General features: G+C 76.0%; 10 protein-coding genes. 6 read left to right on the top strand and 4 right to left on the bottom strand.

The window, feature by feature from the left end; translation table 11 throughout:
• Positions 1 to 257 precede the first annotated feature (257 nt).
• The 6 genes from ACGF5G_RS27340 to ACGF5G_RS27315 are packed head-to-tail and all read left to right on the top strand — an operon-like array spanning position 258 to position 8993.
• Positions 258 to 1643 carry a hypothetical protein gene (locus ACGF5G_RS27340; protein ID WP_393267819.1) on the top strand — a complete coding sequence of 462 codons (1386 nt, stop codon included), beginning with the start codon at positions 258 to 260 and terminating at the stop codon, positions 1641 to 1643.
• Positions 1644 to 1693: 50 nt separating this feature from the next.
• Entirely contained in the window at positions 1694 to 2731 is a 1038-nt protein-coding gene (locus tag ACGF5G_RS27335) for a transporter substrate-binding domain-containing protein (RefSeq protein ID WP_393267817.1), read from the top strand.
• A 13-nt stretch (positions 2732 to 2744) separates the two neighbouring features.
• On the top strand, positions 2745 to 3614 hold the full coding sequence (locus ACGF5G_RS27330; protein WP_393267816.1) for a hypothetical protein: 870 nt from the start codon (positions 2745 to 2747) through the stop codon (positions 3612 to 3614).
• Positions 3611 to 5779 carry a tetratricopeptide repeat protein gene (locus ACGF5G_RS27325; protein WP_393267813.1) on the top strand — a complete coding sequence of 723 codons (2169 nt, stop codon included), beginning with the start codon at positions 3611 to 3613 and terminating at the stop codon, positions 5777 to 5779. The genes ACGF5G_RS27330 and ACGF5G_RS27325 overlap by 4 nt, the downstream gene beginning before the upstream one ends.
• Positions 5780 to 5814: 35 nt before the next feature.
• Entirely contained in the window at positions 5815 to 7266 is a 1452-nt protein-coding gene (locus ACGF5G_RS27320) for a VWA domain-containing protein (RefSeq protein WP_393267811.1), read from the top strand.
• 5 nt (positions 7267 to 7271) lie between these two features.
• Complete coding sequence (locus ACGF5G_RS27315) at positions 7272 to 8993, top strand: hypothetical protein (RefSeq protein WP_393267809.1); 1722 nt, start codon at positions 7272 to 7274, stop codon at positions 8991 to 8993.
• A 121-nt stretch (positions 8994 to 9114) separates the two neighbouring features.
• Here the strand turns inward: ACGF5G_RS27315 and ACGF5G_RS27310 are convergent, their stop codons facing one another.
• The 4 genes from ACGF5G_RS27310 to ACGF5G_RS27295 all read right to left on the bottom strand — a co-directional run bounded on the left by ACGF5G_RS27310 (position 9115) and on the right by ACGF5G_RS27295 (position 11688).
• Entirely contained in the window at positions 9115 to 9486 is a 372-nt protein-coding gene (locus ACGF5G_RS27310; protein WP_393267806.1) for a VOC family protein, read from the bottom strand.
• A gap of 20 nt (positions 9487 to 9506) precedes the next feature.
• Positions 9507 to 9752 carry a DUF5988 family protein gene (locus ACGF5G_RS27305; RefSeq protein ID WP_393267804.1) on the bottom strand — a complete coding sequence of 82 codons (246 nt, stop codon included), beginning with the start codon at positions 9750 to 9752 and terminating at the stop codon, positions 9507 to 9509.
• Positions 9753 to 10012: 260 nt separating this feature from the next.
• Positions 10013 to 10750: an ABC transporter permease gene (locus ACGF5G_RS27300; protein ID WP_393267801.1), complete on the bottom strand. Its 738-nt coding sequence runs from the start codon at positions 10748 to 10750 to the stop codon at positions 10013 to 10015.
• Positions 10747 to 11688 carry an ATP-binding cassette domain-containing protein gene (locus tag ACGF5G_RS27295; RefSeq protein WP_393267799.1) on the bottom strand — a complete coding sequence of 314 codons (942 nt, stop codon included), beginning with the start codon at positions 11686 to 11688 and terminating at the stop codon, positions 10747 to 10749. The genes ACGF5G_RS27300 and ACGF5G_RS27295 overlap by 4 nt, the downstream gene beginning before the upstream one ends.
• Between the last annotated feature and the right edge of the window lie 177 nt (positions 11689 to 11865).

Here is an 11865-nt window from a genome sequence, read left to right as displayed (position 1 = left end):
CCGCCCCCGCACCGTGATCGGCGACGGGACGCGCACCGAGCGCGCCGCGTGGGAACGATCAGGTCAGATACCGGACATACCCGTATCGCCGGCCGACTTCGTCTGGCACCCTGGTCCCTCCTCGCCCACGATCACCACGTCGGCCGCCGGCAAGGCCGGTGGTCGCCGCGCGGCGGGGCGGAACGGGGCTGCTTCCGACACCGCGCCACCCGCACCAGGAGGGCCGTCGGGCGGGGCCGGCGAGCGAGAGGACGTGCATGGCGCCGCACACGGGGGACGGACACGGGGCCGACCGGTCGGCCCCGGCCACCCGACGGAGACGTCGCGCGGGCCGGCTCCGCGACGCCCTGCGGACGACCCCGGCGCTGATCGTGGTCGGCGGCGCCGTGCTGGTCGCCGCGCTCGCCGCGACCGCCGCCGTCGCCGTGCAGTCCCGGGCGTCCGCCACCACGCTCGGCGAGCGGTCCGCCGAGACCGCCGTGCGCACCAGCACGACCGCCCGGGAGATCTACCAGGGCCTCGCCGACGCCGACGTCGCCGCCAGCGCCGTCTTCCTGCTCCCGCCCACCGAGGACCGGCGCGTCTCGCTCGTCGGCGCGTACGACGCGGCGGTGCACGAGGTGGAGCGCACGCTGACCGACTCGATGGGCAACGCCGTCGACGACCCCGACCGGCTGACCAGGCTGGCGACGATCGCCGCGCGGCTGAAGGTCTACCGGGACGTGGTGTGCGCCGCGCTGCGGGTGGCCGGCCCCCTCCCCACGCTTCCCGGCGCGGAGCAGCGCCGCCCCTGCATGGCGGAGACGACGGCGGAGACCGGGGCGGAGGACGCGGCGGCCCGCGCCGTACTCGCCTCGGCCTACGCCCGCGAGGCGTCGCACTACATGTCCACCGAGCTGCTCACCGCGGCGCAGGGCCTGTGGAACTACGACACCCGGCGGCTGCTCGAGGCCCGCGCCGACGCGCGGCCGTGGCTCGCCGCGTCCGTGCTGGTGCCGCTGGGCACCCTCGCCGCCCTGGTGGTGGTGCAGGTGTGGCTGCGCCGGCGGACCCGGCGCCGGCTGAACGCCGGCCTGCTGCTGGCCTCGCTGGGCACCGCGGCCGTGCTGGCCATGCTGGTCTCGTCGTGGTGGCACTGGCCGGACGCCGACCGGAGGTTCCCCGAGCTGGAACGGGCGATCGACGCGCAGAGCGCCACCCAGCAGCGACTCGGCACCCTGCTGGCCGGCCGCGCCGACGTCTACCTCGGGCTCGGGGCGAGCGTCGACCCGGCGGGGCACAAGGCCGACTTCGACCGGCGGGACCTCTGCGCCGATCCCGCCGGGCAGGAGCCCCCGAGGGACCGGATCGACTGCACCGCCCTGACGGAGGCGGTCTGGCCGGCCCGGCAGAGCCGGACGCCCAACGCGTTCCGCGACGCTGTCGACACCGTGCTCAGCGAGGGTTCGGCGGGCCGGGCGTTCGTCACCGCGGAGGGCCATCTCCTCGCCGACCTGACCGCCCGCAACGAGGAGGTCTCCCGGATGGTGGCCGACCTGCCCGAGGCGCCACGCCATCTCGGCGGCACGGCCGCCTGGGTCACGCTGCTCGCCGCCGCCGGGGTGGTCGCCGGGCTGCGCCAGCGCTACCTGGAGTACCAGTGAACGCGCCCCGGAGGGCTCCGACGACGACGCGACGCGGTGGCCGCGGGGCGATGCTCGCCGCGCTCCTGACCGCCCTGGCCGGGTGCACCGCGCCGACGGCGCCGCCCCCCGCGCCCCCGGCGCGGCCGCAGGGCGTGGCGACGGTCCCGACGACCGACGGGGCGGACGCGATCTGCCCGGTGCGCCGCAGCCTTCCCGCGAACCCGACCCCGCCGTCCCGGATCCTCGACCGGGGCGAGCTGGTGGTGGGCGTCGACCCGTCCGACGCCACGATGAGCCACTGGGACGCCCGCACCCAGCGGTTCGAGGGCTTCAACATCGAGCTGATGCTGGCGGTCGCCCGGGCCGTCTGGCCGACGGAGGACCCGCGCGAGCGGCTCACCTTCAAGGTGGTGCCGCCCGGCCAGGGCGCCTTCACCATGATCGAGAGCGGCGACATCGACGTCGTGGCCACCTCCCTGACGGCGACGTGCCAACGCGCCCGGCGGGTCGTCTTCTCCAACGACTACCTCGACTCCGGTCAGAGCGTGCTGGTCCGCGAACGCGCCGAGGGGGTGCCGGAGTACGCCGGCATGGAGCAGCTCGGGGGCAAGCGGGTCTGCGCCGGCGCGAACACGACCTCGCTCGCGATGATCTCCAGCTACCGCACCCTCGCGGGCGAGCGGCTCGTGCCGGTGCAGGCCGTCCACTCGGTCGACTGCCTCGTCATGCTGCGCCAGGGCCAGGTCGACGGCGTCAGCACCGACGAGAACATCCTGCTGGGCTTCGCCCAGATGGCCCCGGACACGATGCTGGTGACCGAGCCGCCGCGCCGCGACCGGCAGTTCTGCGCGTACCACCAGGACTCCGACTGCACCTGGTTCACCGACGAGCCGCACGCCTTCGCGTTCCACCTCGACCACGGCCGGGAGCTGGCCGCGTACGTGAACCACGTGCTGGCGTCGCCGCGCACCGCGACGGTGTGGCGGCAGGCCCACGACCGGTGGATCCCCGGGCACCGGGACAGGGGCATGCCGTCGCCCGAGCCGCCGACCACGGTGTGGCCGCCCCCCGACCCGCCGCCGGTCACGCCGCGGCCGACCGACTGACGGGCGGCACCTGATGTCCGACCGGGAACGCCTCGACGCCACCCTGGCGGCGCACGCCTGGGTGTGCGAGAGCCTGCTCGAGGTGCAGCAACTCGTCACCGACGCCTTCCGGCAGCCGACCGGCCCCGCCGCGGCGTCCGCGCAGGAGGCCCGGGACCTGCTGCACCGGCTCGGCTGCCTGTCGCTGGCCCTGGACCGCCTGGTCGACGACCTCGACGGCGTCGACCGGTCCACGCCCGCCGGTGCGGACGCGCTGGCCCGGCTGCTGGCCGGCCCCTGCCGGGTCCGATTCACCGCGGCGACCGGCGAGCCGGTCCGCCTGGAGGAGATGACCGTCGAGCAGGTCGTGGTGGCGGCCCGCGAGCACGTGGCCCGGATCCGCCGGATCGTCGACGCGCACGGCCGCGACCGGCTGGCGGTCCGGGCGCAGCGGCTGCGCTCCTCCGTGGAGCGGCTCCGGCGGCTCGCCGCGGACGCCGCCGCCGAGGGCCTGGGCGACGGGGCCGACCCCGTGGCCGGGCTCGCGGTCGACGGGCTGCTGGAGCAGGTCGCCGCCGCCGAGGCGGCGGGCCGGGGGCGGTGGCTGCGCGGCGACGCCGGGCCGGACGGGGACGACGGGACGCTGTCCGAAGCCGTCGACCGGGCGGTCGAGCTGACCGACGCCGCGCGGCGCCGGCTGCGCCGCCGGTGCCACCTGGAGCTCACGGGGCGGCTGGAGGCGTACCGGCAGAAGGCCGCCGACGTGGGCCGGGCCGAGCATCCAGACGTCGAGGAGAGCTACCGGGACGCCCGGGCCGCGCTGCGCCCCGACGTCTTCGACGTGACCGGCGCCAGCCGGGCGGTCCGGGCCTACCAGCAGGCCGTGAACGGGGGGACGCGATGACGGCGGTCAGCCGCGGCTGCGCGGAGCGCAACTGCCCCGGCAGGGTGGACTCCGACGGGTTCTGCCGGCTGTGGGGGCACGAATGCGCCGGAGCCGGGGCCGGCGCCGCCACCGGCACGGGGCCGAGCCCCGACCCCGACCTCGACCGACGCCCGGCGCGGACGGCGTCCCGGCCGTGGGAGCAGCCGGCCGTGCTGCCCACCGCCCGGCCCCACGACCCACTGTCGGCGCTGGTGTCGCAGCCGGTCGTCCCCGAGCACTCCCGCTACTGCGCGAAGACGACCTGCCGGCGCCGGCTGCCCCGGGTCGCCGGATACTGCCCGGACTGCGGCACCCGGTACTCCTTCACCCCGCCGCTGGCCAACGGCGACCTGCGGGCCAGGCGCTACCGGATCGAGGGCTGCCTGGGCAACGGCGGGGTCGGCTGGGTGTTCCTCGCCCGGGACGAGGACATGGACGGCGCGTGGCGGGTGCTGAAGGGGCAGCGCAACCCGGAGGACCGGGAGGCCGTCGCGGCGTTCGTCGCCGAACGGCAGGCGCTGATCGCGCTGAACCACCCGCACATCGTCACGATCACCCACGCGCTGCGGCCCGAGTCCGACCGGGACGCCGGCTACCTGGTGATGGAGTACGTCAACGGGGGCACCCTCGAGGAGGCGCGCAGCGCGGCCGGGCCGGGCGGCGGTTCCTGCGCCGTCGACGTGGCGCAGGCGCTCGGGTACGGCGTGCAGATCCTCGACGCCTTCGAGTACCTGCACGACCAGGGCTGGCTGTACTGCGACCTGAAGCCCGAGAACGTGATGCGGGTCGGCGGCCAGGGCGCCAACGACCCGATCAAGCTCGTCGACTTCGGTGCCGCCCGCCGGATCGACAACACGGTGAGCCCGGCCTGGGGCACCGCGGGCTTCACCGCCCCGGAGGTGGAACGCCTGGGGCCGGCCGGCCCGAGCGTACGGTCGGACCTCTACACCGTCGGCCGGACCCTCGCGGCGCTGACCCTGGTGCCCCGGTCCGTCGACGTGACCCGGATCCCGCCCGGACAGGACCTGCTGCGGTTGCCCGTGCCGGCGCGGCTCGACCCGTTCCTGCGGTTGCTGGCCCGCGCCACCGCCGCCGAGCCGGACGACCGGTTCGCCTCCGCCGCCGAGATGCGCGAGCAGGTCCGGGGGGTCCGGCGGCAGGTCGCGTCGGCGGGCGACGGTATGCCCCGGCCGACCCGGTCCACCCTGTTCAGTCCCTCCGCGTGCGCGTTCGGCCTGCACACCGACGGGGACGCGCTCGACGTCGTGGAGATCACGCTCGGTCTGCCCGCGCCCCTGGTCGACGGCGCCGACCCGGCCGCCGGTTTCCTCGCCTCGCTCGGCCCGGCCGACCCGGCGGAGCTCATCGAGCTGCTGAGGACCGCCCCGGAGCGGACGGCGCAGGTCACCTACCGCGCCGTCCGGGCACACCTCGCCGCCGGCCGGGCGGACGAGGCGGGGCCGCTGCTCGCCGAGTTCCCCGAGGAGCTGCGGGACTGGTCGCTGTGGTGGCACCGCGGCCTGGTGGCCCTGGTGGGCCGGGACTTCGGCACCGCCCGCCGCCGGTTCGCGCAGGTCTACGGGTGGCTGCCGGGCGAGGTCTCCACCCGGCTCGCGTACGCGGTGGCCTGCGAGCTCGACGGCGATGCGCGCACGGCCGCCGACCACTACCGGGGGGTGTGGGACACCGACCCGGGCGTGGTGGGCGCGGCCTTCGGGCTGGCCCGCTGCCTGCTGGCGACAGCCGACGCGCGCAGCGCCGCCGACGCCCTGCTGAAGGTGCCGGAGTCGTCCCGGGCCTCGACGGTGGCGGTGACCTGCGCGGTGCGGATCCTGCTCGACGCGCCGGACGACGGGCACCGGCTCGACGCCGCGCTCGACGCCGCGGCAATGGTCGACAAGCTGCCCCCGTTCGACGAACGCGAGCAGGTCGAGGCGCACATCCTGCGGATCGCGCTGGACTGCGACCTGGCCGCCGGGCGCCACGCCGGGCGGCGACTGTTCGGCCACCCGCTGGAGGAGGACGCCCTGCGCGGCGCGTTCGAGCGCCGCTGCCGGTCCCGCGCCCGGCGCACCGCCGACCGGCGCGAGCGGATCGCGCTCGTCGACCTTGCCAACGCGTACCGGCCGGTGACGTGGTGGTGAGCCCGGCCGCCGGCCCCGACGGAAAGAGGTCACCCGTGCCCCCCGCCAACGGTCTGCCGCTGCGCCTGAGCGTGCACCACACCGAGTACGTGCCCGCCGACGGAGCGGTCGTCGACGTCGTCGCCACCGTGCAGGGCGTGGAGCCGGAGGAGGGGGAGGTCCGCCACGACGGCCTGGCCGAGGTGATCCTGCTCGACTCCTCGGGCTCGATGGGGGCGCCGCAGGCCAAGATGCGGGCCGCCCGGCAGGCGACCGCCGCCGCCATCGACGCCCTGCCGGACGGGGTCGCGTTCGCGGTGGTGGCCGGCACCGCCAACGCGACGATGGTCTACCCGCGCGACCGGCGGCTGGCGGTCGCCGACGAGAGCACCCGCGCCTCCGCCCGCGACGCGCTGCGGCACGTGGCGCCGCACGGCGGCACCGCCATCGGCACGTGGCTGCTGCTGGCCCGCCGGCTGCTCGCCACGCGGCCCGACACGATCGGGCACGTCATCCTGCTCACCGACGGCCGCAACGAGTCCCAGCGCCCGGCCGACCTGCGGGCGGCGGTGGACGACTGCGTGGGGCGCTTCACCGTCGACTGCCGCGCCATCGGCTCCGCCGACGGCGTGCACGACTGGGACGCGGCGGAGCTGCTGGGCATCGCGGAGGCGTTGGGAGCCAACCCCGTCGTGCCGGTGGAGGACCTCGCCGGGCTCGCCGACGAGTTCCGGGCGGTGCTGACGCGCGCGATGTCCCGCCGGGTCGCCGACGTGCGGCTCCGGGTGCGCACCACCGGGCTGACCCGGGTCCGCTTCGTCAAGCAGGTACACCCGGCGATCGCCGACCTCACGGGGCGCGGCGAGCCGGCCGGCGAGCTGACCACCGACTACCCGGTCGGCGCGTGGAGCCCGCACGACCAGCGGGACTACCACGTCGCCCTGGAGGTCGACGCGATGGCGCCGGGGGCGCGGCGGCGGGTCGGCTGGGTGAGCGTCCACGCCGACGCGGACGGCGAGCCGGCCGAGGCGCCGATCACCGTGGAGTGGACCGAGGACGCCCTGCGGTACTCGGAGATCAACGAGAGCGTCGCCCACTACACCCGGCAGCAGGACTACGCGGCGGCGGTCCAGCGCGGGCTGACGGCCGCCCGGGCGGGCCGGACCACCGAGGCGGAGGAGCACCTGGGCCGCGCGGTGGCGCTCGCCCACGCCGCGGGCCGCGACGACGACGTGGTCCTGCTCGCCCGGGTGGTGGACGTCCTGGACGCCGCCGGCGGCCGGGTCCGCCTCAAGCCCGACGTGGACGCCCGGCTGACCCAGTCCTCCCTGGTCGTGTCCCACCACACCTCCCGGTGGGGGCCGCAGGAGCCGCCGGCGCAGCGGTCCGCGCCGGCCGGCCCGCCCGCGCCGTGGCGGCACTGCGGCGAGGCGCAGACCGGCGCCTACTGCGAGGGATGCGGGGCCCACCACCTGGCGGCGGACCGGCCCGGCGCCGGCCGGCCCTGACGCCGATGGACCTGGAGATCCCCAACCAGGTCGCCGGCGTCGTCAGCGGCACGCTGGCGCTCGCCGGCGCGGTCCTCGCCGTCCGCCGGTACACCCGGGACCGGGACCGGCGCGGCTGGTGGTCCGCGCTGAGCCCGGTCTGGAAGCGGGAGGCGGACGCCGGCATCGTGCACCCGCACCGGTTCGGCGGGTACGTGAAGCCGCTGTCCGAGGTGTACGTGCCGCGCCGGGTGGTGCCCCGGCTCGCCCCGGCCGGCGACGGCGTCGACGTGGCGGACCTGCTCACCGGTGCCGGCAACGTGCTGCTGATCGGTGAGCCGGGCAGCGGCAAGACGGCGCTCGTCCGCTACGAGAGCGCCCGGTCGGCGCAGCGCTGGCTCGCCGGACGCGGCCGGCGGCGACGGTCCCCGCCCGGTCCGGTGCTGGTGAGCCTGCCGGCCACCGCCCTGGTGCACCAGCCGCTGCCCGCCGCGCTCGCCGAGGCGTACCCGCGGGAGGGCGCCCCGCTCGACGTGGAGCAGCCGCCCGCTCCCGGGCGGCGGTGGCTGGTCTGCGTCGACGGGGTCGACGCCGTCGCCGACCCGGACGAGCGGGCCGTCGTGCTCAACCGCCTCGCCACCCTGGCCCGCTCCCCCGGCCCGGCCGCGGCGCCGAAGCCGTGGCGCCTCCTGGTGACCACGCGGCACCTGGCCGAGGACGAGTTGGCCGTGCTGAGCGACGGCTACGCGGCGTACCACCTGGCGCACTTCACCGACGCCGACGTCGCGCTGCTGGCCGCCCGGTGGTTCCCGGACGACGCCACGGCGCGCGGGTTCCTGGACTGGGCCCACGCCCAGCGCATCACCGGCCCGGTGCACAACCCGCTGACCGCCACCATCGCCGTGCTGGTGTGGGAGGGCGGGCAGGCGGAAACGGCCCCGCAGCCCGGCCCGGCGGCCCTGCTCGACGAGTTCGTCCGCGCCCTGCTGCGCGGCGGCCGGGACAGCCTGGACGCCGCCTGCGAGGCGCTGCTGCGCTGCCCGCCCGAGGGCGAGTCGATCGCCGCCTGGCTGGTGGCGCGGCACACCGAACTCGTCGAGGTGGCGGCGACCGCCGCGGTCATCGGGGGCGATCCGGTGGCGGCGGTCGTGGACTGGTCGGCGGCGCACGCGCCGGCTCCCCCGGCCCGGGCGCTGCCCGACTGGCCCACCCACGTACGGCAGATCCTGCTCGCCACGAACCTCTTCCGGGCCGACCGGCACACCCTGGCCTCGGTCTGGCCCAGCCTGGTGGAATACCTGGCGGCGGGGCCGCTGGCCCGGGACTGGCGGCCCGACGAGTGGGTGACGCTGATGAACACCCGCTCGACGCGGTTCGTCGCGTTGCAGGCGATCAGCCGGGCCGCCGTCGCGCCGGCCTTCCTGCGGGACCGCCTGGCGGAGCCGGACGGCGCGATCGCCGCCGGTCACCTGCTCGCCGGCCGCGCCGGGACGGGCGGGGCCGGCGCACTCCCGTTCCGGGCGGACGTGCTCGCGGCGCTGCTGACGCACTGGGCCGGCGGCGCGGACCGCCCCGCCGGCCGGGACGCCGCACGGGAGTGCTTCTCGCTGCTCATGACGCTGGCCGCGGACCGGGCCGACCGGGACCTGCTGCACGACGTCGCCACGGATCCGCGTCGGCCGGGCGACGTCCGCCGGGCCGCGGCGCTCTTCTTCGCCGTACGCAAGCGCAACGCCCGCCCCCGATGAGCGCTGGCTCCCGACCCCGGCTGCCCCGGACGCGCACGGCGGCAGCCGTGCCACCGCAGAGGCCCACGCTCGGACGAGCGTGGGCCTCCTGTCACGTCGCCCGACGGGCGGCGGTGTTCGCCTACGCCGGCTGCGGCCCGACGACGGTCCAGCACAGGCCGGCGGGATCGCGCAGGGTCGGCTGCTGCGCCGGACCCGCCGGCGGTTCGACGCGGGCACCGGCGGCCAGCGCCCGCCGCAGCACCGCGTCGGGGTCGGTCCGCTCGATGGTCAGCACGTCGTCCCGGCCCTCGGCCGGCGACCCCGCCTCGGCCCACTCGCTGACGGTCAGCCGGTGCCCATCGACGGCCAGTTCCGCCTGCAGGACGCGGCCGTCGAGCAGGCACTCCCGCTGGAGCTGGACGGCGTCGAGGACGTCCGTGTAGAAGGCGACGACCTCGGCCGTGTCGCTGACCGAGAGGTGGGGCCCCGGCCCGTCGTTCGCTGACCTCATGCGACTCGTGCCCCCTTCCGCTACTCGGCGATCCGGGTCCGACCGGTCCAGCGGAACACCACGGGCACGTCGGCCGTCTCCGGGGCGTTGCCCCGCTCGAAGTGCTCGTACCCTCCGTAGTGCCGGACCTTGATCTTCTCCGCCGCCCGCGCCACCCGGTGACTGCGCAGGTCGGCCGGCAGATCGGCCGGGCCGCCCTCCAGGACGGCATCGATGACGCCGGCGACGTCCCGGGCGACCGGATCAGCTTGCGAAAAGTCCTTCATGGCACGACCTCCGTCGCATTCCGCACACCTCGGACGGGCCCGCCGCTGGCCGGCGGACGCGTCCACACAGGTCTGACGACACCCGTTGCCGGGGTGAACGGACGCTCCGGGTCGAACGTCGTTGTTCCGGTGGCCGGCCGCCCGTTCCGCAGCGAACGTAATCCAGGTCACATCCGCCCGAACACCCTTAGCGGACCCCTAGGACCCGCCCTGGGCAGCGACGATGCTTCCGCACGCCCGGGCGCCGGCCACCGGCCGGCTCACTCCCAGCGGAAGAAGCGGGTCGCCAACACGGAGCCGAGCACGGCCGTCACGGCCAGGGCGAGCAGCTGCCCCCACTGCGGGCTGGCACCCGCCCACGCCGCGCCGATGGTGTCCACCGTGGCGCCCAGCGGCGAGTAGTCGGCGATGAGGGCCAGGGCGGCCGGCATCCGGTCCCGGGGCAGCCAGGCGCCGGCGAGGAAGAGCAGCGGGAAGAACAGCGCGGGGCCGATCGACTGCGCCGCCCGGGCGGACGGCGCCAGCGCCGCGATCAGCAGCCCGACGGCGAAGAGGCAGGCCACCCCGAGCAGGAACGCCAGCACGAAGCCGGGGATATTGGCCGGCGCCGGCTGGTCCAGCAGGAACCGTACGGCGATCGAGGTGATCACCGCGCCGAGGACGCCCGCCACAAGGTTGACCACGACCTGGGCCACCAGCAGGAGGGCGGGCTGCACCGGGGTGGTCGCCAGGCGGCGCAGGACCCGGCGCTCACGGTAGATGCCGAGTGCCATCGGCAGGGTGAAGAGCGCGAGCATACCGATAGTCAGTGACAGCGCCAGGGACGGCAGGAAGGTCTGCTCGGCGTGCTGCCCGGTGGCGGCGGCCGTGCCGCCGCGTTGCGGCAACCCGAAGACGAGCATCAGGCCGATCGGCAGGGCGAAGACGAAGAACAGCGACACCGGCTCCCGGAGGAACAGCTTCGTCTCGACGGCGACCAGCTTGGTCAGGGCGCTCACGATGACCTCCGGTCGGTCGGGGACTGCGTGGCGGTCCGGCCGGCACGGCCGGTGAGGGACACGAACGCGTCGTCGAGGCTGGGCTGCTCGACCCGGAGCGCGGTGTAGCGGATGCCGGCCCCGTTGAGCGCGGACAGGACCGACTGGAGCACGTCCGCCGTGCCGGTCACCGTCACCTCCGCGCCGTCGCGGGACACCCCGGTCACGTCGGGCAATCCGAGCAGCAGCGCGTCCTGGACCGGCTCGTCGGGCCGGAAGTGCACCCGGTGCTCGGTACCCACCCGGTTGAGCAGACCGGAGGGGCTGTCGATCGCCACCACCCGCCCCTGGTCGATGATCGCGAGCCGGTCGCAGAGGCGTTCCGCCTCCTCCATGAAGTGGGTGACCAGCACGACCGTGACGCCCCGGTCGCGGATCCGCTCGACCAGGTCCCAGGTGTCCCGGCGACCCTGCGGGTCGAGCCCCGTGGTCAGCTCGTCGAGGATGGCGACCTCGGGCCGCCCGACCAGGGACAACGCCACCGACAGCCGCTGCTTCTGCCCGCCGGAGAGCTTCTGGAAGTAGGTGTTGCGCTGCTCGGCCAGGCCGAGGCCGGTCAGCAGCTCGTCGATGTCGGCCCGGTTGCGGTAGAAGGACCGGTACAGGTCCAGCGCCTCCCACACCCGCACCTTGTCGGGCAGTTGGCTCTCCTGGAGCTGGGCGCCGACGCGCTGGCACACCTCGGCGCGGTCGCGGATCGGGTCGAGCCCGAGCACCCGGATGGTGCCGCCGTCGGGCCGGCGCAGCCCCTGCACGCACTCGACGGTGGTGGTCTTGCCCGCCCCGTTGGGGCCCAGCACGCCGAAGATCTCGCCCTGCTCGACGGTGAAGGAGACGTCCGCGACGGCGACCTTCTCCCCGTACCGTTTCTGCAGATGATCGACTTCGATGACCGGCATGGGCGTGGTCCTCCTTCACGTGCGGGCGGCCGTCAGGGCGGGCGGGACCCCCGGCTGATCGCGGCGTCGGCTGCGGTGACGTGCCAGCGCCGGCCCGCCCGCGAGGCCGGCCGACGCCCGACATCATCCGTCCAACGGAGGTACGAATCAATCGATCAGTTGACGAATCGGGGGTTT

Origin of the sequence: Micromonospora sp. NPDC047730 (assembly GCF_043204765.1) — a bacterium.
GTDB lineage: Bacteria > Actinomycetota > Actinomycetes > Mycobacteriales > Micromonosporaceae > Micromonospora.
The sequence above is the reverse complement of the archived record's forward strand: the minus strand, read 5'-3'. Positions and strand labels throughout refer to the sequence as shown.